The 22,330-nt window shown below is 71.2% G+C and carries 24 protein-coding genes; 16 read left to right on the forward strand and 8 right to left on the reverse strand.

Going from position 1 to position 22,330, the window contains the following annotated elements; genetic code table 11:
* The first annotated feature begins 43 nt into the window (after positions 1-43).
* On the forward strand, positions 44-478 hold the full coding sequence (locus tag ACIHFE_RS23065; RefSeq protein WP_400109128.1) for a MarR family winged helix-turn-helix transcriptional regulator: 435 nt from the start codon (positions 44-46) through the stop codon (positions 476-478).
* A 30-nt stretch (positions 479-508) separates the two neighbouring features.
* A complete protein-coding gene (locus ACIHFE_RS23070; protein WP_400109129.1) occupies positions 509-1,408 on the forward strand; it encodes an MBL fold metallo-hydrolase in 900 nt (299 codons plus the stop codon).
* Between the two features lie 12 nt (positions 1,409-1,420).
* Here ACIHFE_RS23070 and ACIHFE_RS23075 read toward each other — a convergent pair whose 3' ends face one another.
* Entirely contained in the window at positions 1,421-2,029 is a 609-nt protein-coding gene (locus ACIHFE_RS23075) for a TetR/AcrR family transcriptional regulator (protein WP_400109131.1), read from the reverse strand.
* Positions 2,030-2,242: 213 nt separating this feature from the next.
* On the opposite strand from ACIHFE_RS23075, the gene ACIHFE_RS23080 reads away from it, so the two are divergent.
* Positions 2,243-3,514, forward strand: a complete 1,272-nt coding sequence (locus ACIHFE_RS23080; protein WP_400109133.1) for a serine-threonine protein kinase — start codon at positions 2,243-2,245, stop codon at positions 3,512-3,514.
* Positions 3,515-3,626: 112 nt separating this feature from the next.
* Positions 3,627-4,238, forward strand: coding sequence for a hypothetical protein (locus ACIHFE_RS23085; protein ID WP_400109135.1), 612 nt, complete (start codon positions 3,627-3,629; stop codon positions 4,236-4,238).
* 53 nt (positions 4,239-4,291) lie between these two features.
* Here the strand turns inward: ACIHFE_RS23085 and ACIHFE_RS23090 are convergent, their stop codons facing one another.
* Positions 4,292-4,972 (reverse strand): MDR family NADP-dependent oxidoreductase, encoded by a 681-nt coding sequence (locus ACIHFE_RS23090; protein ID WP_400109137.1) that lies wholly within the window; start codon positions 4,970-4,972, stop codon positions 4,292-4,294.
* Positions 4,973-4,991: 19 nt separating this feature from the next.
* On the opposite strand from ACIHFE_RS23090, the gene ACIHFE_RS23095 reads away from it, so the two are divergent.
* Complete coding sequence (locus ACIHFE_RS23095; protein WP_400109303.1) at positions 4,992-5,141, forward strand: hypothetical protein; 150 nt, start codon at positions 4,992-4,994, stop codon at positions 5,139-5,141.
* A gap of 61 nt (positions 5,142-5,202) precedes the next feature.
* Here the strand turns inward: ACIHFE_RS23095 and ACIHFE_RS23100 are convergent, their stop codons facing one another.
* The 3 genes from ACIHFE_RS23100 to soxR form a co-directional block, all read right to left on the reverse strand.
* A complete protein-coding gene (locus ACIHFE_RS23100; protein ID WP_400109139.1) occupies positions 5,203-5,667 on the reverse strand; it encodes an RICIN domain-containing protein in 465 nt (154 codons plus the stop codon).
* 64 nt (positions 5,668-5,731) lie between these two features.
* Positions 5,732-6,193, reverse strand: coding sequence for an RICIN domain-containing protein (locus tag ACIHFE_RS23105; protein ID WP_400109140.1), 462 nt, complete (start codon positions 6,191-6,193; stop codon positions 5,732-5,734).
* A gap of 152 nt (positions 6,194-6,345) precedes the next feature.
* The gene (gene soxR / locus ACIHFE_RS23110; protein WP_400109142.1) at positions 6,346-6,792 is read right to left on the reverse strand and encodes a redox-sensitive transcriptional activator SoxR; all 447 of its coding nucleotides are present in this window, start codon (positions 6,790-6,792) and stop codon (positions 6,346-6,348) included.
* A gap of 59 nt (positions 6,793-6,851) precedes the next feature.
* Between soxR and ACIHFE_RS23115 the strand changes: the two genes are divergently transcribed.
* Entirely contained in the window at positions 6,852-7,313 is a 462-nt protein-coding gene (locus ACIHFE_RS23115) for a MaoC family dehydratase (RefSeq protein ID WP_400109144.1), read from the forward strand.
* A gap of 4 nt (positions 7,314-7,317) precedes the next feature.
* On the opposite strand, the gene ACIHFE_RS23120 is transcribed toward ACIHFE_RS23115, so the two are convergent.
* Positions 7,318-7,920, reverse strand: coding sequence for a TetR/AcrR family transcriptional regulator (locus ACIHFE_RS23120; RefSeq protein WP_400109145.1), 603 nt, complete (start codon positions 7,918-7,920; stop codon positions 7,318-7,320).
* Between the two features lie 114 nt (positions 7,921-8,034).
* Here ACIHFE_RS23120 and ACIHFE_RS23125 point away from each other — a divergent pair, with 114 nt between their 5' ends.
* The 3 genes from ACIHFE_RS23125 (at position 8,035) to ACIHFE_RS23135 (ending at position 10,743) form a co-directional block, all read left to right on the forward strand.
* Positions 8,035-8,553 carry a DUF2165 domain-containing protein gene (locus ACIHFE_RS23125; protein WP_400109147.1) on the forward strand — a complete coding sequence of 173 codons (519 nt, stop codon included), beginning with the start codon at positions 8,035-8,037 and terminating at the stop codon, positions 8,551-8,553.
* Between the two features lie 105 nt (positions 8,554-8,658).
* Entirely contained in the window at positions 8,659-9,984 is a 1,326-nt protein-coding gene (gene hmgA, locus ACIHFE_RS23130) for a homogentisate 1,2-dioxygenase (RefSeq protein ID WP_400109148.1), read from the forward strand.
* 9 nt (positions 9,985-9,993) lie between these two features.
* A complete protein-coding gene (locus tag ACIHFE_RS23135) occupies positions 9,994-10,743 on the forward strand; it encodes a GntR family transcriptional regulator (protein ID WP_400109150.1) in 750 nt (249 codons plus the stop codon).
* Positions 10,744-10,804: 61 nt separating this feature from the next.
* Here the strand turns inward: ACIHFE_RS23135 and ACIHFE_RS23140 are convergent, their stop codons facing one another.
* Positions 10,805-11,068: a hypothetical protein gene (locus ACIHFE_RS23140; protein ID WP_400109152.1), complete on the reverse strand. Its 264-nt coding sequence runs from the start codon at positions 11,066-11,068 to the stop codon at positions 10,805-10,807.
* Positions 11,069-11,307: 239 nt separating this feature from the next.
* Between ACIHFE_RS23140 and ACIHFE_RS23145 the strand changes: the two genes are divergently transcribed.
* Positions 11,308-12,906, forward strand: a complete 1,599-nt coding sequence (locus ACIHFE_RS23145; RefSeq protein ID WP_400109154.1) for a serine/threonine-protein kinase — start codon at positions 11,308-11,310, stop codon at positions 12,904-12,906.
* Between the two features lie 35 nt (positions 12,907-12,941).
* Here ACIHFE_RS23145 and ACIHFE_RS23150 read toward each other — a convergent pair whose 3' ends face one another.
* Positions 12,942-13,748 carry an SGNH/GDSL hydrolase family protein gene (locus ACIHFE_RS23150; protein WP_400109156.1) on the reverse strand — a complete coding sequence of 269 codons (807 nt, stop codon included), beginning with the start codon at positions 13,746-13,748 and terminating at the stop codon, positions 12,942-12,944.
* A 322-nt stretch (positions 13,749-14,070) separates the two neighbouring features.
* Here ACIHFE_RS23150 and ACIHFE_RS23155 point away from each other — a divergent pair, with 322 nt between their 5' ends.
* From ACIHFE_RS23155 to ACIHFE_RS23180, 6 genes are all read left to right on the forward strand, one after another.
* Positions 14,071-14,544, forward strand: a complete 474-nt coding sequence (locus tag ACIHFE_RS23155) for a hypothetical protein (protein WP_400109158.1) — start codon at positions 14,071-14,073, stop codon at positions 14,542-14,544.
* Between the two features lies 1 nt (position 14,545).
* Positions 14,546-15,640, forward strand: coding sequence for a GNAT family N-acetyltransferase (locus ACIHFE_RS23160; protein WP_400109160.1), 1,095 nt, complete (start codon positions 14,546-14,548; stop codon positions 15,638-15,640).
* 419 nt (positions 15,641-16,059) lie between these two features.
* Positions 16,060-16,917, forward strand: coding sequence for a glycosyltransferase family 2 protein (locus ACIHFE_RS23165; protein ID WP_400109162.1), 858 nt, complete (start codon positions 16,060-16,062; stop codon positions 16,915-16,917).
* Complete coding sequence (locus ACIHFE_RS23170; protein ID WP_400109164.1) at positions 16,914-17,891, forward strand: glycosyltransferase family 2 protein; 978 nt, start codon at positions 16,914-16,916, stop codon at positions 17,889-17,891. Before ACIHFE_RS23165 ends, ACIHFE_RS23170 begins: the two co-directional genes overlap by 4 nt.
* 26 nt (positions 17,892-17,917) lie before the next feature.
* The gene (locus tag ACIHFE_RS23175; protein WP_400109305.1) at positions 17,918-18,730 is read left to right on the forward strand and encodes a polysaccharide deacetylase family protein; all 813 of its coding nucleotides are present in this window, start codon (positions 17,918-17,920) and stop codon (positions 18,728-18,730) included.
* Complete coding sequence (locus tag ACIHFE_RS23180) at positions 18,723-22,301, forward strand: lipopolysaccharide biosynthesis protein (RefSeq protein WP_400109165.1); 3,579 nt, start codon at positions 18,723-18,725, stop codon at positions 22,299-22,301. Before ACIHFE_RS23175 ends, ACIHFE_RS23180 begins: the two co-directional genes overlap by 8 nt.
* Positions 22,302-22,330 lie beyond the last annotated feature (29 nt).

The raw sequence follows: 22,330 nt of genomic DNA on the forward strand, positions 1-22,330 counted from the left end.
GTTAATGATTTAGACAGTCAAGCTCTTGAGTAGACTCGGAACCATGACGGCCAGCATCACTCCCACCAAGGCCCAGCTTCTGGAGCTGGTGGCCACCCTCGGCACCGCCCAGTGGCAGGACTTCGCGGCCGCCGCCGCCCGGCACGGCCTGACCTCGGTCCAGGCCAAGCTGCTCGCCCAGCTCAAGGGCCCGGTGCCGATGCGCGGCCTGGCCCAGCTGCTGGTCTGTGACGCCTCCAATGTCACCGGCATCGTGGACCGGCTGGAGGCCCGCGGCCTGGTCCGCCGGGAGACCGAACCCGCCGACCGCCGGGTGAAGAACGTGGTGGCCACCGACGAGGGCCGGGAGATCATCCAGCGGGTGAGGGCCGAGATGCAGGCCACCCACAGCGCGCTGGACGCGCTGACCGAGGACGAGCGCACCACTCTCTACACCCTGCTGGACCGGCTCCGCCCGGGCCTGGAGAACCGCCCCTGACGCTCCATGGGTGATCGATAAGGTGGGCGGATGCCAGCCGAGACCCCCTTCACCGTGCCCCTCGCCCCCGGCGTCAGCGCCTATATCCAGCCCGACGGCGGCTGGTGCCTGAACAACGCCGGCTTTGTCACCGACGGGGACCGCACCCTGCTGATCGACACCGCCGCCACCCTGCCCCGGGCCCGGGCCCTGCGCGAGGCGGTACTGGCGTCCGGCGCCCCGGCGCCGTCCCTGGTGGTCAACACCCACCACCACGGTGACCACACCTATGGCAACTGCCTCTTCGCCCCCGAGGCCATCATCATCGGCCACCACGCCTGCCGGGAGCAGACCATCGCGGCCGGCCGCCAACTGCACCTGGTCTGGCCGGAAGTGGAGTACGGCGAGGTGGACATCACCCCGCCGGCCCTTACCTACTCCGACACCCTCACCCTCCATATCGGGGACATCGAGGTGCGGTTGATCCACCCGGGCCCCGCGCACACCCTCGGCGACTCCATCGTCTGGCTGCCGGAGCAGCGGGTGGTCTTCACCGGCGACCTGGTCTTCAACGGGGGCACCCCGTTCGTCCTGATGGGGTCGCTGGAGGGATCGCTGCGGGCGGTGGAGCGGCTGCGCGCCCTGGACGCCCGGGTGGTGGTCCCCGGCCATGGCGCGGTCACCGACCCCGGCGTCTATGACACCGTGGAGGGCTACCTCCGTTTCCTGGACCAACTCGCCACTACCGCACGCCGCAAGGGCTGGACGCCCCTGGAGGCCGCCCGCGCCGCCGACCTCGGCGAGTACGCCCGGCTCAGGGAGAGCGAACGGCTGGTGGCCAATCTGCACCGCGTCTACGCGGCCCTGGACGGCGAACCGGTGGATGTGATGGCCGCCTTCCAGGACATGACGGTGCTCAACGGCGGGCGCCCGGTGGCCTGTCACGCATAGCGCGGCATCCCGCTACGGCCGTAGCGCCCGCAGCAGCAAGTCGGCCAGGTGGTCGGCCACTTGGCGCGGGGTGAGCCGGCCGTCCGGCCGGTACCAGCTGCTGAGGTGGTGGACGGAGCCGAAGTGGTAGTCCACCACCAGGTCGGCGGGGGTGGCCGTGGAGAACACCCCGGTGCGCTGCCCCTCCTCGATCAGCGCCCGGAACCGTTCGTGGTAGCGCCGCCGCTCGGCCCGTACCTGTTTGCGCTTCTCCGGGCCGAGTTGGTGCATCGAGCGGAAGAAGATCTTGGTGTCATCGAGGTTCTCGATGCTGGTGACCACCACATCCGCGGCCGCGTCCCGCAGCCGTCGCTCCACCGGCGCGTCGGCCTCGGCGAAGGCGTCCAGCCGCTCCTGCTGGAGCCGCAGCACCCGCGCGTACACCTCGTGCAACAGGTCGTCCTTGGAACCGAAGTAGTGGTACAGCGCCCCCTTGGTGACCCCGGCCGCCGCCACGATCTCCTGTACGGAGGTGCGGTCATAGCCCTGGTCGGCGAAGAGCCGGGTGGCGGCGGCGAGCAGCCGCTGCGGCACCGGTCTGGTCCGGCATCCCGTCGTTCCGGCCGTCTCGCCCCTCGTCATGGCCCCACCCCTCCGCTCGATCGCGGCGCCGTGCCCGGCGCACGGCTGATGTCCCAGGATCTTGCCAGCTGCCTTGCGCCCAGGGCGGGTTGACCTCGCGGCGGGTCCGGAACCGAACCCCCCGCGGCGATGCGAACCACTCAAAAGAAGGCTGGACACGCCCTCTTGACAGCAGGACCATGCGCTTCAAAAGGACCGCGACCGGGAGTCACCATGGCGGGCATCGGCGTACGGCCTTACTGGGAGCTGACCTTCGACAAGGACGGGCACACCGATCCGCATCAGCGGGACGCCCTGCTGCGGGGCACCGCCGGACAGGACCTCACCGATCTGCTGGTCTTCGTACACGGCTGGAACAACGACCGCAGCACCGCCACCACCCTCTACACCGCCTTCTTCGCACCCTTCCCCGCGCTGCTCGCCGCTGCGCCCCCCGGGGTGCGCCTCGGTTACACCGGGGTGGTCTGGCCGTCGATGCGCTTCACCGACGAACCGGTGCCGGCCTTCCCGGCCCGGACGGCGGCCGCCCCGGGCCCGGGACTCGCCCCGGACACCCGGCGGGCACTGGCCACGGTCTTTCCCGGCCAGGAGGCGGTACTGGACCGGATATCCGGCCTGTTGGCGAGCCGGCCGCATGGGCGCGCGGCGCTGACGGAGTTCATAGCGCTGGTCCGGACTCTGGTCGGCGACGGCGGGCACGAGGTGCGGGACACCGAGGCGGACCCGGTGGCACCGCCGTTCTCCGGCCGGGACGCCAAGGAGGTCTGCGAACGGCTGGCCGACGCCCTGGAATCCACCGGCGCCTCGGTGGCCGAGCTGTTCGGCGGCCTGGGCGGGCGGGTGTGGGGCGGCGCCCTGGAGGCACTGCGGCAGGCCACCTACTGGGAGATGAAGCGCCGTGCGGGAGTGGTGGGACGCCAGGGGCTGGGCCCGGTGCTCAACTCCCTGGCCCGCGCCACACCCGCCGTCCGGGTCCATCTGGTGGGGCACAGCTTCGGGGCCCGGCTGGTCTCCTTCGCACTGGCCTCGGTGGCACCGGGCAATAACACGCTCCGCTCGGTCACCCTGCTCCAAGGAGCCTTCTCCCACTACGCGTTCAGCCCCCGGCTGCCCTTCGCCCCGGAGCGCGGCGGGGTGCTGGGCGGGGTGCCGGACCGGGTGCACGGCCCCCTGCTGTGCTGCCACTCCCGGTACGACCTGGCGCTGGCCGTGCTCTACCCGCTGGTCTCCGACCTGTCCGACGACGACTCCTCGCTGCTGGTCCCCGATGAGGCGCGCTGGGGAGCGCTGGGGCACGACGGCATCCGCGCGCTCCCCGGCTGCCCGGACACCGGCCCGGCCGGCCCCCTGCCCGGCAACGGGTGTGTGAACGTCGACGTCTCGGCCGTGGTGCGGCACGGCGGTCCGCCGGCCGGAGCGCACAGCGACATCTGCCACCCGGAGCTCGCCCGGCTGATCCTGGCCGCCGGAGGGCTTGTGGACTGACGGCCCGCGCGCCCGGCGCACGACTACCCCGGCCGGACCGGGGGATCCGAATGGCGACGGCTTACGTCACTTCGATGTCGGTCCGAGTCCGCGCCGCCGGAGGTGGGATGCAGTGGCAGGTTTCAGAGCTCTCGCACGAGAGGTTCGCAATCCAGGGAACACCATCGCTCTGCGACGGACGTGCCTGCGCAAATGCCTGGAACGTTTCGCCCCCTATGGGCACCGGGCGACCTGGCGGCATCTGTGCGCCCGGGCGGGTTTCGCCCCCGACGACCGCTCCCCCGACCCGGCCCGGCTGATCGCGGCCCTGGCCGAGCTGGAGGAGGCCCGGGAGGTGTGGCTGGCGTACGAGGCCACCTATGCCGGGCGGCGCAGGCGGGAGAAGTGTGACGGCATCCGCCAGACCAGCCCGGTGGACGACTGGCACCGCAACACCTGGGGCGGATGCGACATCGTGCCCTGTGCCAGCCCGGCCGTGCAGCCGGCCGAGCCGCTGGCCGAGGTGCTGCGGCGGGTGATCGCCGCCATGGAGGGACGGCCGGGCGAGTGCTGCCCGGTCTGCGCGCAGCGGCACATCGAGTGGCGCACCGACCTGGAGCGTTACCCCCTGCAGGGGCCGGTGTGCGTGGACTGCGGGATCGTGGTGCCGCCGGGGGTCCTCACCGCCGGCGCGGTGTCCCTGGCCCGGCAGCGCTCGGCCGAGGTCCGGTACGCCGTGGCCTGAGGGAGATGCGGGCGGGTTCCGGGCCGTGGAGCGCCCTTGAACCCGCCCTTGTTTCAGGGGAGTTCCGGCTCCCTGGGCAGTTCCACGATGACGGTGCCCAGATGCCGCCCCCGGATCACCTCCAGCAGGGCGGTGACCGCGTGTTCCAGGCCCGTCACCCGCACCTGTGGGAAGACGATCTCGCCGGAGCGCAGCCAGCCGCCGAACCGCCGCAGCCACTCCGGGTGCCCGGTGGCGAAGTCCTCGTCGGCGCTGTAGCCCCGCATGGTGATCTTCTTCAACAGGAGCTGGAAGGAGTCCAGCTCCACCGGACAGGTCCGCCCGGCACCCCGCGCCGCCAACTGCCCGGACAGCGCACCCACCAGGACAAAGCGGGCCCCCTCGCGGGCCACGGTGACCGCGCAACGCAGCTGCTCGCCACCGGTGTTGTCCAGGAAGACATCGATGCCCCCAGGCGCCGCCCGGGCCAGCTGCCGCTCCAGCGGCTCCTGAGCACCGCGTACCACGGCCGCGTCATAGCCCAACTCCGCCACCAGCGCCCGCGCCTTGTCCGCGGAGCCGGTGCTGCCGATCACCCGCCCGGCGCCCAGCAGCCGGGCGAGCTGCCCGGCCATCGACCCGATGGCGCCACCGGCAGCCGACACCAGCACCGTGTCCCCGGGCCTGAGGTCCACACCCCGGGTCAGCGCGGCATAGGCGGTCCAGCACCCCGAGATCGCCTTCGCGGCCGCCACCACCGGCCCCACCAACCTGCTGGCCTCGGTCCTGTGCCGGGACGTCTACGGCCTCTACGACTACCTCACCGAACGGGCCGGTGCACTGCCCGGCGTCCGGGACATCGAGACGGTGCCCCTGCTCCGCACCGTCAAACGGGCCGGCTCACTGCTGCCGCCGGGGCGTTAGCGCCGCGACGGGCACGGCCCGCCCCCGGAGGGAGCGGGCCGGCCGGCTCAGGGCGCGCAGATCACTTCCAGAGCTGGTAGTCGCCGTAGTTGCAGGAGTGCATATAGACCTTGTTGTTGCCGTCGGCGTCCAGGCACTCCTGGGTGGCCTTGTTCTGCAGCACCCAGCCGTGACCGGTGTCGATTTCCTTCCAGCGCTGGTAGTCGTTACCGGTGCACTTCTCGATATAGGCATCGTGGTCCGTGTAGCCCGCCAGGCAGTAGCCGGGGACCTCGCGGAGCTGCTCCAGCCAGGTGCCGTCGCCCTGGTTGATGTCATGCCACTTGGCGGCACCGAACGAGCAAGGGTAGAGGCCGACATCGTTCCACCCGAAGTGGTGGTCCCACATACCGGTGAGGCAGCCGCCACCGTGCTGGTGGTCCCACTGGACATCGCCATCCGCATGGGCGGCGGTGGCCGTGGCCAACAGTACGGCCGGGACGAGCAGCGCGGCTTTGAGTACGCTCTTGACCTTCAGGCCAGACAAATCAAATCCCCCGTTTTCACCTTGGCGAGAATTACCGAATTCCGGGAAATCACCCGGAACGGGATTACCTCCAGATCTGGTACTGACCGCCGTTGCAGTCCAGCATGTAGACGCTGCTGCCATTGCTGTCGAGACAGGTCTGGGTGGCCTTGTTCTTGAGGTTGTAGCCGCCGTTGCCGACACCGTTCTCGTACCAGCGCTGGTTGTCACCCCCGGAGCACGACGCCAGATAAGGGGTGCCCCCATCGGCCGTCAGACAATAGCCCGAGCCGTAGTTGGCCTGCTCCAGCCAGGTACCGTCGCCGTTGTCCACGTCGTGCCAGGCCCGGTCACCGGAAGGGCACGAGTAGACCTGGACGCCATTCGGCGTGCCATTGCCGTCGAATGCCGCCTCCAGGCACTTGCCGGACTTCTGGTGGATCCAGTGGGTGTCACCGTCGGCGAGCGCCGCGGTGGTGGTCGCCAGCACCAGCAGAGGTGCGGCCGCCGCAGCGCCCAGAATCTGGACAACACGCTTTCCGCGCATGTCGGATCACCCGTTCCCTATTCGGTCAATCGGATATATTGGGATGTCCCTGCAACATCCACGGGCGACCTTATCGATTAACATTCCTTGAAGTGAACATGATCAACGTCACATGACAAAAAAAGGGAATTAACAATTCCTCTTTTCCGGGTTCAGCCGAGCCGTGAACCGATTCCGCGATCCCCGAAGACGTCATCGGGATTCGACAGCGCGCATTTGGCCAGCGACAGACAGCCACAGCCGATGCAGTCATCCAGGTGATCGCGCAGGCGCTCCAGCCGGCTGATCCGCTCATTGAGCTCACTCCGCCACAACTCCGACAGCCGGGCCCAGTCCTCCCGGTTCGGCGTCCGTTCCTCGGGCAGCTTGGCCAGCGCCTCGCGGATGGTGGCCAGCGGGATGCCCACCCGCTGCGCGGCCCGGATAAAGGCCACCCGGCGCAGCGCGTCCCGCTCGTACCGGCGCTGGTTGCCACTGGTCCGGCGGCTGGTGATCAGCCCCTTGGCCTCATAGAAGTGCAGTGCGGAGACGGCGGCGCCACTACGGGCGGCGAGCTGACCCACGGTGAGTTCATGGACGTCATTGGTAATCTGCGGCACGGTTGAAGACTTTACGGCACCTTGGTGATCGCGGGTTGAACGGCCGTGGGAGGCAACTGATGGCAGAACCCCGGATCTTCACCTCGCCGGACGGCCTGCGGGCCGCCGTGGGCGAGGAGTTCGGGCCCGGCGGCTGGCTGCGGGTGAACCAGCGGCGGATCGACCTGTTCGCGGAGGCCACCGGTGATCACCAGTGGATCCATGTGGATCAGGAGCGGGCCGGGGCGGGCCCCTATGGCACCACCATCGCCCATGGCTATCTGACGCTCTCCCTGCTGCCGGTCCTGGTACCGGCGGTGCTGCGGGTGGAGGGCGCCCGGCTGGGTCTCAACTACGGCCTGAACAAGGTCCGTTTCCCGGCCCCGGTACCGGCCGGCTCCCGGCTGCGGGCCCGGGTCCGGCTGGCCGCCGTGACCGAGGTGCCCGATGGTGTCCAGCTCACCACGGTGGTGACCGTGGAGCGGGAGGGGGGCGACAAGCCGGTGTGTGTGGCGGAGTCCCTCTCCCGCTACCTCTGGTGAGGCCCTACGCCCCGGCGCAGCCCACCATCCGCAGCACCAGCCCCGCGTAGAGCTCCCCCACCTCGCCCGGCGTGTGCCTGCCGTCCTCGCGGAACCAGCGGGCCACATCGACGCAGAGCGAGAGCACGGCCACGGTGGTGCCGCGGATGTCGGGGACGGTGAACTGGCCCGCCGCCACGCCGTCTTCGAGGATGGTGCGCACCGCGGCATCGGTGGCGCGGCGCAGTTCGAGGATCTCGGTGTGGTGTTCCTCGGCCAGCGCGCTGAGTTCGTACTGCACCACCCGTGCGGTGGTGTGGTGTTCGGCGTGCCAGCGGACGAAGTCGCCGACCGCCCGGGTCAGGCGCTGGGCCGGAGTCCCGGCGCTGTCGCGGGCCCGGCGCAGCAGGTCCAGGGCGAGCCGGTGTCCCACCGAGCTGATGCGGTAGAGGAGTTCTTCCTTGGTGCGGTAGTGGATGTAGAGGGCCGCGGGGCTCATCCCGGCCCGGCCGGCGATGTCCCGGGTGGTGGTGGCGTGATAGCCGCGTTCGGCGAAGGCCCGCACCGCGGCGGTCAGCAGGCGCCGTGCGGCGTCCGGCGTGACCTCGGCCCACTCCTCGGTTCCCATGGCGTGCGATCCCCTCCCCAGCGGCCACCCTACCGGTGGACCCGTCGGGCGTGGGTTCGGTCCGATGCCACGGCGGGCACGATCCTGTCAACGGGACACGACAAAGGGGGCCTTATGTTACGCACCGGTTGGATCCGCCATCGTTCCGCTCCCGCCTCACTGACCACCGCCGCCACCGCCCTCACCGCCACCGTCGCCCTCTACACCGCCCTGGTCGCCTTCGGGAACATCACCGACTTCGACACCAACCGGCAGTTCGTCCGGCATGTGCTGGCGATGGACACCACCTTCCGCAGTGACCATCTGATGTGGCGGGCGATCACCTCGCACGCCCTCCAGGACCTGGCCTATCTGGCCATCATCGGCTGGGAGGTGCTCACCGCGGCCGTCCTGGTCACCGGCACCGTCCTCTGGCTGCGCGGCCGGGCCCACCGACGCCGGGCCCGGCGGGTGAGCACCCTGGGCCTGGTGCTGTTCCTGCTGCTGTTCGGCATGGGCTTTATCGCCATCGGCGGCGAGTGGTTCGCCATGTGGCAGTCCGCGAAGTGGAACGGGCTCCAGGCCGCCGAGCGCAACTTCCTGGTGGCCGGTCTGGCCCTGATCGTGGTCGGCCTGCCCCACCCGGATTCCTAATGGAGATGTCAAGCGGCCTCAGCGGCGGGCGGGCCACACCCGTTGACGCCGCCCGCCGGGAATCCTACGGTCTTACACAGGAATCCAGCGGCGGCGGGAGACACGATGACCGGCATGGAGCACGAGCAGGCGCGCAAGACGGCCGAGGGCCTGTCCTACGCGTCCGGCTTCGGCAATGAGCACAGCAGCGAGGCCGTCCCCGGTGCTCTGCCGCTGGGCCGCAACTCGCCCCAGCGAGCCCCCCTGGGGCTCTATGCGGAGCAGCTCAGCGGCAGCGCCTTCACCGAGCCCCGGCACCGCAACCGCCGGTCCTGGCTGTACCGCATCCGGCCCTCGGCGGCGCACCCGCCGTTCGCCCGGGCCGACAATGGCGCCCTGCGCGGCGCCCCCTTCACCGAGACCGTGCCCGACCCCAACCGGCTGCGCTGGAACCCGCTGCCCGAGCCCGCCGAGGGCACCGACTTCCTGGCCGGGCTGTGGACGCTGGGCGGCAATGGGGACGCCGCCCAGCGCACCGGCATGGCCATCCATCTCTATGCCGCCAACTTCCCGATGCGCGACCGGGTGTTCAGCGACTCGGACGGCGAGCTGCTGATCGTCCCGGAGTCCGGTGGGCTACTGCTGCGCACCGAACTGGGGCTGCTGCGCGCCGAGCCGGGCCAGGTGGCGCTGATCCCGCGCGGCGTGCGCTTCCGGGTGGAGCCGCTGGATCCGCTGGTGCGCGGCTACGTCTGCGAGAACTACGGACAGCCCTTCGTACTCCCCGACCTGGGCCCGATCGGGGCCAACGGCCTTGCCAACCCGAGGGACTTCCTGGCCCCGGTGGCCGCCTACGAGGAGACCGAGGGCCCGGTGGAGGTGGTCAACAAGTTCTGCGGCAACCTCTGGTCGGCCGTCTATGACCACTCGCCGCTCGATGTGGTGGCCTGGCACGGCAACCATGTGCCCTATGTCTACGACCTGCGCCGCTTCAATGTGCTGGGCACCATCAGCTATGACCACCCGGACCCGTCCATCTTCACCGTGCTCACCTCGCCGTCCGACACCCCGGGGCTGGCCGGCGTGGACTTCGTGGTGTTCGCCCCGCGCTGGCTGGTGGGCGAGGACACCTTCCGGCCGCCGTACTTCCACCGCAATGTGATGAGCGAGTACATGGGGCTGATCGAGGGCGCCTATGACGCCAAGGCCGAGGGCTTCCTGCCGGGCGGCGGCTCGCTGCACAACATGATGTCGGCGCACGGCCCGGACCGGGAGACCTTCGAGGCGGCCAGCGCGGCCGAGCTGAAGCCGCACAAGGTGGACGACGGGCTTGCCTTTATGTTCGAGACCCGCTGGCCGATCGCGCTCACCCCGCAGGCGGCCGGCGCGGACCACCTGCAGCGGGGCTATGACGGGGTGTGGCAGGGTCTGGAGCGCCACTTCTCCTCCTAGGGAGCCCAGTTGACCTCCTTCGCCCCCGACTCCCTGGCTCTCAATCGCAAACTGCCGCTCTGGTACCAGGTGTCACAGTCCTTGCGTGCGTCCATACTCGGGCGCCGGCCGGACGACTCACTGCGCCTGCCCACCGAGGACGCGCTGGCCGAGCACTACGGGGTCAGCGTGCTGACAATGCGCCAGGCGCTCAAGGAGCTGGAGGCGGAGGGGCTGATCACCCGGCACCGCAGACGGGGCACCTTTATCGAGCCGAGTGCCCGGCGCACCTCACCGGTGCGGCTGCTGGGCTCGGTGGACACCATCGTGGCCCAGCAGTCCGGGGAGCACACCACCGTCCTGGGGCACGGCCCGGCCCCGGTGCCCGCCGAGCTGGCCGAGCACTTCCCGGACCTGACCGAGGCGGTCGCCTTCCGCAGGCTGCGCTCGGACGAGAGCTCCGGCGAGCCCACCAACTGGGCCGAGAATCTGGTACGTCCCGAACTGGCGGAGCAGATCCATCCGGGCGACCTCGCCCGCTGGCCCATGACCAAAGTGCTGCGCGATGTGGTGGGGGTGCGCATCAGCCGTATCACGGACACCGTCGAGGCGAGGCTGGCCGACCCGGAGACCGCCGGGCTGCTCCAAGTGCCGCTGCTCAGCCCGATCCTGCACTACACGGGCATCACCTATGACGAGGACGGCCGGGTGGTGGACGTCGCCCGCATCCGCTACCGCGGCGACCGCTTCTCCTTCACGGTCACCCTGGACGCGCACTGAGCGCGACGGCCGGTACGGGGTACGGGGTCGGGAGTGGTGCCGGGTACGGGCGACGGTCGGATCAGGAGCGGCTGCCGAACAGCGAGCGGCGCAGCCGCCGCAGCGGGGCGAACAGCGAGACCCGGGCGGTACGGCGAGACTCGGTGCGCGTGTGGTCACGCGTGGTGAGTTCACGCATCAGCGAGGTGGCGCCCTCCACCTCACGCTGCGGCAGCGCGGGGCCGCTCAGCACCGCCAGATGACGCTCCAGGCGTGCGCTGGAGGCGCTACTCCCGTAGCTGATGGCAGGCACCCGCGGCCTGCTGCGCATAGTTATCTGTTCCATGAGACTCCCCACCCGTACGAGGCACCCGGCCAAGGCAGGGTAACCCTATCGCCCCATCGCGTCATCCGCGCATCGGCGGATCGGATTCACCACCCCGTCAAGGGTGTTGACGCACATGGCGCGAACCGGCTGTCACCGGGCATCAGTTGAGACGGACAATAGGGTACGAAGGCGGTGGCAATCACGCTCCGTTGCGGTACATTCACCCGGAATCGCTCTCTCGGGGGGAGGGGTGCGGCATGAGCGGCGACGCCTTCGACGGCGGACGGGTGCTGGCGGGCCGTTACCGGCTGCGCGACGAACTGGGCCGGGGCGGCATGGGCGTGGTATGGCGCGCCTGGGACGAGATACTGGGCCGCGAGGTGGCGGTCAAGGAGGTCAGGGCGCCGGCCGGGCTGCTGCCGGGTGAAGTGCGGCTGCTGTACACGCGCCTGGAGCGCGAGGCGCGCGCCGCGGCCCGTATCTCACACCGCAATGTGGTCACCGTGCACGATGTGGTCACCGAGGACGGCCGGCCCTGGATCGTGATGGAGCTGGTGCGGGGGCTGTCCTTCGCCGATGTCCTGGAGGCCGACGGGCCCGTCACACCCGCCCGGGCCGCGCGGGTCGGCGCGGAGGTGCTGGCCGCGCTGCGCGCCGCCCATGCGGTGGGGGTGCTGCACCGGGATGTCAAACCGGCCAACGTACTGATAGCGAGCAACGGCCGGGTGGTGCTCACCGACTTCGGCATCGCCATGGTGGAGGGCAATGCCGCCCTGACCGTCACCGGACAGCTGGTGGGCTCGCCGGAGTTCCTCGCCCCGGAGCGGGTGCTGGGCCGCCCGCCGGGGCCGGAGTCGGACCTGTGGTCGCTCGGGGTGACGCTCTACGCGGCGGTGGAGGGCCACTCCCCGTTCCGTCAGGACACCCCGCTGAGCACCCTGCGGGCCGTGGTGGACCAGGAACTGCCGCCGCCGGTCCGGGCCGGCGCGCTGACCCCGGTGATCGACGGCCTGCTGCGCAAGGACCCCGCGCACCGCCTGGACGCGGCCGGGGCCGAGCGGATGCTGCACACCGTGGCCGCCGGCGGCACCCCGCACCCGGCACCCGCCGCCGGCTACACCCCCACCGTCGCCGGGCCCCCGCCGGGCGATCCGGCGGCGCCCATGGCGCGGGCCGCGGTCCCGCCGCCCGGTGGCGGCGGCATTGGTGCCACCACCACCGGCGAACCTCCCCGCTCCAGGCGGCCGTTGGTGTTCCTGGTGACCGCCGCGGTGCTGGCGGTGCTGGCCATCGCCGCGCTGGCCTGGGCGCTGGCCGACCGGGGCAGCGGTTCGGGCGGCTCCTCCTCGGCGCACGGCGGGCAGAGCTCCGGCGGCGGCCAGGAGGCACCGCCCGCCCGGCCGTCCGGCGAGCACACCACCCAGAGCGGACAGCATGGCCAGGACAGCCCGTCCGCCTCCTACTCGGCCGCCCCCGGGGTACGGGCCGAGGTGAAGCCGGAGCGGGACCACTACACGGGCCCCTGTCCGGTCCCCGATGACCAGGCCCCGTCGTTCACGGCGACCCTGACCGTCGACCGCACCCCGGCCCAGGTGGTCTACCGCTGGGTCAGCGGCAGCGGCAAGGTGTCGGACGGCGGCTGGAAGACGGTCTCGCTGGGCGAGTCGCAGACGGTGAGCGTGCGGCACACCGAGACCGGCCGGGGGTCCGGCGACCCCCGGCAGGACTGGATGGCTGTGGAGGTGAAGAGCCCGCGCAAGTTGACGTCCAACCATGTGCGGTTCGATGTCACCTGCCGGACCGGCTCCCCCGGCACACCCACCGCCGCGCCGTCCTCCTCCTACAGCCCTTACTGAAGCCCCGCGCCCCTTGACGGGGCGCGGGAACCCGTTCAGCCCGCTGCCGAGGTGAACACCGGCAGATAGCCCTGGGACTGCCCGTCGGCGGTCGGGTGGTAGGACTCGTCCACCGGCCAGGACACGCTGTGCAGCCAGGGACTGCCGGAGCACAGCTCATGGCCGGCGAAGGCCGCCGCCACATCCCCGTAGCCGAACCCATGGTCGGCGGCCCGCTTGGCGATCACCGAGTCCATCAGGTCGGCCGCCGCGTTCAAGGCGCGTCTCTTGGTGTCGCTCAGCCCGATGCAGGTGCCGCCCAGTTTGTAGAGCCGGGGATAGCCCAGCACCACCACCCGGGCGTTGGGCGCCTTGTCGCTGATCGCCGAGTAGACGCTGTCCAGCCGCCCGGGCAGCTGGTCCCGGACGAAGGTGCCGGCCTGGTTGATCCGGTCCAGGCAGGAGCTGTCGCTGCCCAGCACACAGCTCTGCATGACGCTGGAGAAGCCGGCGTCATTGCCGCCGATGGACAGACTGACCAGCCCGGTGTCCGAGTTCAGCGCGCCCATCTGCTGGTCGAGCACATCGCCGGTGCGCGCGCCGGAGCAGGCGACAAAGGCGAAGTCCGAGGGTGCGTGGTCGGCGGCCCAGAGCGCGGGGTACGCCTGGGTGCTGCGTTTACAGCCTCCGCTGTCGGAATCGTAGGAACCGGCGCCCACTCCCGAAGAGTAGGAGTCCCCCATGGCCACATAGGCCGGCCCGGAACTCGCCGGGGCGGCCTGGGCGTTGGTGGCGACGCCCAGAGTGACGGTGAGGGTGAGAGCGGCAGCCGATAGAAAACCCGTGATACGGGACAATTGCATGTAAACCTCCCTAGCAGGGTTTCTGCCATCACCGTGGTAGCAGTGACCTGCACTCTTAGGAAGTGTCCATGTCAAGTTTGCCGATAACATTCACCTCAGGAACCACTTGGCGTCACAAAAGAAACACCTCTAAGGGGGTTGCGTTTTACGCGAGTTGACGACGCGTCGGCATTGGCTTCCGTTCACTTGACGGAAACCCTCCGCTTGGGCGCCCGCCGTGCGCGCCGGAGGCTTTTCGCACGGCCTTCACACCTTGACGCGCATCCGCCCATTGCGCGACATTGAAGCCCGGCATCCGGCGCTTCGGGGGGCTAAGTCGCCAATGCAGAGCTTCAGCGATCTCAGTGGACTCGACGGCATCGACGGCCGGGACGATCCGGCCGAAGCCGCCGGAACCGGTCATGACCATCAGCCGGCACAGCCGAGGGGACACCCGGGGGACTCCCTGCCGGTGGTGGCGGGCGTCGCCATGGCCATCGCCGCGGTGGGCGCCGCACTCGCCCTGGCCGACATCGGCTCTCCGGCGCGCGCACCGTTCACCCTGTTCTTCCTGCTGGTGGCGCCGGCCTGCGCCATCGCCGCGGCGCTGCGCGGACTCGACCCGCTCAGCCGGTCGGTGGTGGCCACCGGTGGCGCGGTGGCCGTCGACCTGCTGACCGCCCAGACCATGCTGGCGCTGCACAGCTGGTCGGTGCGCGGTGGCGTGGCCGCGGTCGGCGCGGTCAGTCTGCTGCTCTTCCTGCTGGCCCACACCCACCGGCATCTGCGCCGCGGCGCCCGGGGCCGGGCCTCCTGAGATGGACATCAGCGTGCACCGGCCCGGGGAGCTCACGGCGGCCGACCGTGTGGCCTGGGCGGCGCTGCAGGCGAGCGCGGCGGCGGAGGGCTCGCCCCAGCTCGCCAACCCCTTTCTGGCACCACAGTTCGCGCTGGCGGTCGGCCGCTGCCGGCGCGGTGTACGGATAGCGGTGGTCCGCGAGGAGGGTGCGCCGGTGGCCTTCTTCCCCTACCAGCGCACCGCCTGGGGTGTGGGCCGGGCCGTGGGCCTGGGCGTCTCGGATGCCCAGGGCGTGGTGCACCGGCCCGGATTCCAGTGGGACGCCCGGGAGTTACTGCATGCCTGCGGACTGTCCATCTGGGAGTTCGACCACCTGGTGGAGGGTCAGAAACCCTTTGAGCTGGGCGCCACCGGCGCCTTCGCCTCGCCGGTGATGGATGTGGAGCAGGGCTATGACTCCTATCTGGCCGCGCTGCGCCAGCAGTCGCCCAGGTTCACCCGCACCACCCTGGCCAAGGAACGCAAACTGGCCCGGGATCTGGGCGAGTTGCGCTATGTCCACGATGAGCGCGACCCGGCCGCGCTGGACACCCTGATCGCCTGGAAGTCGGCCCAGTACCGAAGAACCGGGCGCAGCGACCGCTTTGCCCGGCCCTGGATATACCACCTGGTCAAACAGCTCTTCCATACCCGTGAGGAGTCCTGCCGCGGACTGCTGTCGGTGCTCTGGGCCGGCGAGCGGCCCATCGCGGCGCATTTCGGGCTGTGTTCGCCCACCGTGCTGGCCTGCTGGTTCCCGGCGTACGACCCGGAGTTCGGCAAGTACTCCCCCGGCCTGGTGCTGCATCTGCGGATGGCCCGGGGGGCGGCCGGCTCGGGAGTGGCCCATCTGGACCTGGGGCGTGGTGACAAGGCGTACAAGGACTCACTCAAGACGCGTCAACTCACCGTCTCCGAAGGGTGGGTGACCAGATGTCATCCGGTGGCGCTCGGATATCGCGCGCGCCGTGCGCCGGTTCGCGCGCTACGCAACACCGTGCTGTCCCGTCCCGCTCTTTTCGAGCCGGCCGACCGGCTGCTCAAGCAGATGGGGCGGCTCCGGCAGAGCGGCTGACCTGCGGCAGGGGCATACCGCTCCGGGCGTCCCGCGGGGGCGTGCGCCGGAGGCCCGAAAAACGCCGGTCCAGGAACAAAGGCCACCAAAGGAGGAGGGTCCGTCCCAGCTCTTGCCATACGCTCTCAAGCTTCAATACCGTCGTACATCTACCCGCATCGGTCCATCAGTCAAGTGCGGCTCCGGGGAGGGCTCGAAGGCCGCCGATGGTTCCGGAGCGGAGCGCGGCAGGGGGTGCCGCGCTCGTCCCGTCATGGCGGGCCGAGTCGCGTGTCGCGCGGGTAGCAGCATCAACTCGCCTCCTGCGGCGTGCACTTGATGCCACGCCGGAGGTGGCGGGTTACCCCCTTTTCGAACCGGACACATCTTGGGCCGCTCGGGGGCGGGCGGTCCACCGGACGAGAGGGATACCAAAACTCATGAGTTCCTTCCTGCGCCCGGCGGCCGATCAGGACCGGTCCCCGGAGAGCGCGGGTGCCGGCCGGGCCCTGGAGTTCGTCGGGCAATACCGGCCGGTGACCGCGCAGTTCGCGATAGCGCCACCGGTGAGCGTGGTCATCCCCGCCATGAACGAGGCGGAGAACCTCCCCTATGTCTTCAAGACCCTGCCCGCCTGGATCCATGAAGTGGTCCTGGTGGACGGCAACTCCACCGATGACACCGTGAAGGTGGCCCGGGAGCTGTGGCCCTCGGTCAAGGTGGTGGAACAGCGCGGCAAGGGCAAGGGCGATGCCCTGATCACCGGCTTCGCCGCCTGCACCGGCGAGATCATCGTGATGGTGGACGCCGATGGCTCCGCCGATGGCAACGAGATCGTCAGCTATGTCTCCGCGCTGGTGGGCGGCGCGGACTTCGCCAAGGGCTCGCGGTTCGCCAACGGCGGCGGCACCGACGATATGACGGTGATCCGCAAGCTGGGCAACCGGGTGCTGTGCTCCCTGGTGAACCACAAGTTCGGGGCCCGGTACACCGACCTTTGCTACGGCTACAACGCGTTCTGGAAGCGGGTACTGGCGGATATCGCCCTGGACTGCGCGGGCTTCGAGGTGGAGACCCTGATGAACATCAGAGTGGTGAAGGCGGGCCTGCGCGTCCAGGAGATTCCCAGCCATGAGTTCGTCCGCATCCATGGCGCCAGCAATCTGCGCGCGGTGCGCGACGGGATGCGGGTGCTCCGGGTGATCCTGCGCGAGCGCGGCGGCCGTACCGCCCGGCGGCGGACCGCGCACCGGCAGCCGGCCATCGCCCCGGCGGCCAGCCGTGGGGAGGTGTCTTGAGCGGCCCGGTCCCGGGTGTCTCCGTGGTGATCTGTGCCTACACCGAGGACCGCTGGCAGGACATCCTGGCCGCGGTGGCCTCGGTGGCCGCCCAGTCGTATCCGGCGCTGGAGACCCTGGTGGTGGTGGACCACCATCCGGTGCTCCGGCGCCGGCTGGCCCGGCACTTCGCGGGCGGGCGGCGGGTGCGGGTGCTGGCCAACACCGGTCCGCGCGGCCTGTCCGCGGGGCGCAACACCGGGGTGGCGGCCGCCGTCGGCGAGGTGGTCGCCTTCCTGGACGATGACGCGGTGGCCGAGCGGGACTGGCTGCACCACTTCGCCCACGCCTACACCGATCCCCGGGTGATGGCGGTGGGCGGGCGCACCCAGCCGGTGTGGGCCTCCCGGCGCCGGCCGGCCTGGTTCCCGGAGGAGTTCGACTGGGTGGTGGGCTGTAGCTACCGGGGGCTGCCGCCGGGCCGGACGGTGGTGCGCAATGTGCTCGGCGGCAATGCCTCGTTCCGCAGGTCGGCGCTGGTGACGGTGGGCGGCTTCGCCAGCGGCATCGGCCGGGACGGGCAGCGGCTGCCGCTGGGCGGCGAGGAGACCGAGCTGTGCATCCGGCTGGCCCGGGCGGTGCCGGACGCCCTGCTGCTGATCGACGACCGGGCGGTGATCCACCACCGGGTGCCCGCGGCCCGGGAGCGCTTCGGCTACTTCGGTACCCGTGCCTATGCCGAGGGGCTGTCCAAGGCGCTGGTGGCGCGGAGCGTGGGCGCCGGGGCCGGGCTGGCCTCGGAGCGCCGGTACACCACCCGGGTGCTGCCGGCCGGGGTGGCCCGGGGGCTGCGGGACGCGCTGCTGGGCCGCCCGGGCGGTGCCGGCCGGGCCGGGGCCATTGTGGCCGGGCTGGCCGTCACCACCGGTGGCTATCTGGTGGGCAGCGTCCGGGCCCGCCGCCAGGGCGGCCGCTTCACCAGGGGGACGGTATGAGCCGGGGCGGTATGAGCCAGGACGGTATGGACGGGGCCCCGGTACCCATCCTGATGTACCACGCGGTGGCGCACGCCCCGGCCCGCGCCGCCTACGGCCTTTCGGTGTCCCCCGACGCCTTCGCCGAACAGATGGCCCTGCTGGCCGACTTGGGCCGTACCGCGCTCACCGCCGGCGAGCTGGCGGCCGCCTGGCATGCGGGGCGTCCGCTGCCGCCCCGGCCGGTGCTGATCACCTTTGACGACGGCTATGAGGGCGTGCACCGTCACGCCCTGCCGGTGCTGGCCCAACACGGGCTGCGGGCCACGCTGTTCGTCTCCACCGGCTGGCTGCGCGGTGAGCATGCCACCGGGGGCGCGCTGGACTGGATGCTGGACTGGGACCAGGTCCGTGAGCTGGCCGCGGCCGGCACCGAGATCGGCGGGCACAGCCACACCCATCCGCAACTCGATCAACTCGCCGATGAACCGCTGGCGTTCGAGATCGGCCACTGCCGGGACATACTGGCCCAGGAACTGGGCCGTCCCCCGGTCTCCTTCGCCTATCCCTACGGCTACTCCAGCCGCCGGGTGCGGCGGGCGGTGCGGGAGGGCGGGTTCGGCGTCTCGCTGGCGGTGGGCAATGCGCTGGCGGTCCGTGGCCAGGGTCCCTATGGGCTGCGCCGGGTGACGGTGCGTCGCCGCACCGCGCTGACGGAGTTCGAACATCTGGTGCGCGGCCGGGCGGTGGGCCGGCTGTTCGCCGCCGACCGGGCGCTGACCAAGGGCTATGCCATGGTCCGCGGGGGCCGCCGGCTGAGCCGTCAGGTGACCGGAAGGGCACGAGGGGCGCGTGACTGACACCTCTGCACAAATCTCCGCACAAACCTCCGCACCGGCCGGGGAGTTGACGGTACGGCCGGACGACGGCGGGCCGGAGCCCGCCGCGGGCGGCAGCCCGCTGTTCCGCAATGCCTTCGCGCTGATGCTCAACACCGGCATCAGCGCGGTCCTCGGGGTGGGCTTCTGGCTGGTGGCGGCCCGCTACTACAGCGAGGACTCGGTGGGCCAGGGCTCGGCGGCGATCGCCGCGATGAAGTTCCTGGCCGGGCTGACCGCGGTCACCCTCACCGGGGCGCTGGCCCGGTTCATCCCGGTGGCCGGGCCCACCACCGGCCGCCTGGTCTTCCGTACCTATGCGGGCAGTTCGCTGCTGGTCGCGGCGGCGGCCGGGGGCTTCCTGCTCACCCTGGACCTGTGGGGCTCCTCGTACCGGATGCTGCACGGCCTGCTGCCCGGGCTGGTGTTCGTGGCCGCGGTGGTGGCCTGGTCGCTGCTGACCCTGCAGGACGGGGTGCTCACCGGGCTGCGCAGCGCGCCCTGGGTCCCGGTGGGCAATACGGTCTTCTCGGCGGTGAAGCTGGCCCTGCTGGTGGCGCTGGCGGCCACCCTGCCGGCCACCGGGGTGTTCGTCTCCTGGGTGGTGTCCATCGCCGCCTCGGTGCTGCCGCTGGGCTGGCTGGTCTTCCGGCGGCTGGTGCCGGCCCATGTCCGGGCCACCGAGCGCACCGCGCGGCCGGCCTCCTACCGGGAGATGGGCCGTTTCCTGGCCGGGGACTGCACCGGCTCGCTGTTCTCGCTGGCGGTGGTCTATCTGGTGCCGGTGATCGTGGCCGCCCAGGTCAGCTCGGCCGACAACGCCTACTTCTATATCGCCTCCACCATCGGCGGCACGGTCAATCTGCTGGCCATCAACATGGGTGCCTCGCTCACCGTGGAGGGCTCGCACGACCCCGGCCGGCTGGCCGCCAACTGCCGGGCGGCGCTGCGCCGGATGGCCACCTTGATGATCCCGGTCTGTGTGCTGCTGTTCGTACTGGCGCCGTACATCCTGCGGGTGTTCGGGCCGGGTTACGCCCAGGCGGCCACCCCGCTGCTGCGCTGGTTCGCGGTGGGCGCGGCGCTGCGGGTGGTGATGGAGACCTATTTCGCGGTGCTGCGGGCCCAGAGCCGCACCGCCGGACTGGCCTATCTCCAGGGCTTGTTGTGTGCCCTGGTGCTGGGGCTGACGCTGTTGCTGCTGCCGCGCATGGGGCTGGTGGGCGAGGGAGTGGCGGAGGTATCCAGTCTGGCGGTGATCTCGGTGATCGCGGCGTTCCGGCTCCGTGGGGTCCTCAGGGTCCCGGCGGCCGGGTCCGCCGGCACGGCGCCCGATGGCGACCTGGCGGACCTGGCGGTGCGGGGCGACCACCGGCCCGAGGCCCGGCCGGAGAACCGCTGGGGCCTGCGGGCCGCCCGGGCCGCCCTGGACACGGACACCCTGCCGCTGGGCGTACGGGTGGACTTCGACCACCCGGAACGGCGCCCGGACGTACGGCCGGTGGCCCCCGCGCCACCGCCCGCCCGTGAGCGGTCCGCTGCCCCGCGCACTCCCTGGTGGCAGGGGCCGGAGGCGGGTGGCTGGCTGTTGCTGCTGGGTGCGCTGGCCCTGTACTGGCTGCCGCTGACCACCGTTGACGAGGTCGGCCTGGACGGCATGGGCGGCCTCGGTCTGATCTCCGTGCTGCCGGTCACCACCCTGGTGGGCGCGGCACTGCTGATCGCCGCCTTTGTCCGGGCGCTCTGGCTGGACCGGCCGCAACCCCGGCTGCTGGCGGCCGTGCTGCTGGCCACCGTGGTCTCGCTGCACGCCGTCCCGGCGTTGCTGGAGCACCAGCCGCGCTTCCCCACCGCCTGGCAGCACCTGGGCTTCCTGGACTACATCGACCGCACCGGCACCGCCGCCCCCGACCTGGACGCCCGCTGGAGCTGGCCGGGCTTCTTCGCCCTGGTGGCGCTGGCCGGCCGGGCCGGCGGCGCCGGCGACCTCTCCGGGGTGCTGCGCTGGTGGCCACTGGCCGTCCAACTGCTGTGCCTGGTACCGCTGGCGCTGCTGCTGCGGGCGGTGCGGGCCGGGCGGCGGGCCAAGTGGACGGCGCTCTGGCTGTTCGCCCTGTGCGGCTGGGTGGGCCAGGACTACTTCTCCCCGCAGTCCCTCAACTACCTCTTCTATCTGCTCTTCGCGGCCGTGCTGCTGGTCTGGTTCCGGACGCCCCGGGGTCCGCGCGGCCGGTGGCTGCCCGGCGAACGCCATCCGGCCCCCGCCTCCCGCGCCGACCGCACCGTGCTGCTGGCCCTGCTGGTCGCCCTGTTCACCGCCTCCACCGTCAGCCACCAGCTGACCCCCTTTGTGATGCTGGGTGTGCTCACCGCCCTGGTGCTGCTGCGCCGCGCCACCCCGCGCGGGCTGCCGCTGCTGTGCGGGGTGCTGCTGGCGGTGTGGATCGGGTTCCTGGCCGAGCCCTACTGGTCGGGCCACTTCAAGGAACTCTTCGGCGGGCTGGGCTCCCTGGGCGGCAATGTGTCCTCCTCGGTCTCCGGCCGTATCCACGGCGGCAGCAGCACCCACAAGCTGGTGCTGTACATCCGGGTGGCGCTGGCCGGCGGCATGCTGGCCTTCGCCGCCCTGGGCTGGTGGCGCCGCCGCCGGGCCGGCATCTCGGACCTGGCCCTGCTGGTGCTGACCTGTGTCCCCTTCCTCGCCTTCGGCATGCAGTCCTACGGCGGCGAAGTCGCCCTGCGGGTCTTCCTGTTCGCCCTGCCCGGCGCCTGTGTGCTGGCCGCCCTGGCCCTCTTCCCGGGCAAGGGCACCGACCGCGCCCGTACCCCCCTGGCCCTGCTGGCCACCCTCACCGCCGGCCTGGTGCTCATCTTCGGCTTTCTGGTGGCCCGTTGGGGCAATGAGCCCTTTGAGCGGGTACGCGGCGGCGAGGTGGCCGCCATGGACTATGTCTACGCCCATGACCGGCCGACGGTCCGCCTGTTGTGGCCCAGCAGCGACCCGGTCACCAATGTCACCCCCGCCATCCCCTGGGGGGGCCGCGATATGGAGCGCGTCCTCTATCAGCCGGTCCTGGCCCCCCGCGATCCGGCCTCGCCGGACGACCTGCTGTCCGCCCTGCAGAAGGCCGGCCCCAACTCCTACCTCATGCTCAACACCGGCCAGTCCACCTATCTCCAACTCACCGCCGGCTACGCCCCCGACTGGGACCGGCGTATCCGCCACGCCCTGGACACCAGCCCCCGGCTCAGCCGGGTCCTCGGCAATGAGGACGCCGCCCTCTACCGGCTGAAGTCCCCGCCCCCGGGCGCCGCTCCGGATCCCCGCCCCGGCCCGCGCGGTCCCCGGATCACCTGGACCCCCGCCACCGTGGCCGGCGCCATCGCCGCCGCGGTGCTTCTGCTGCTGCTCACCGCCCGGGAGCTGTCCCGCTTCGCCCTCCGCCCCGGCCCACGCCAACGGCGCCTGCTCCAGAGCTCGTTCTGGTTTGCGATGCCCATACTGCTGGTGGTGGCGGGGGTGCTGGTGCAGCGCCTGGTGACCTTGTCCTGACGTACCGGCGGCCTCCCGGAATCGGCTCG

Origin of the sequence: Streptomyces sp. NPDC052396 (assembly GCF_044593195.1) — a bacterium.
GTDB lineage: Bacteria > Actinomycetota > Actinomycetes > Streptomycetales > Streptomycetaceae > Streptomyces.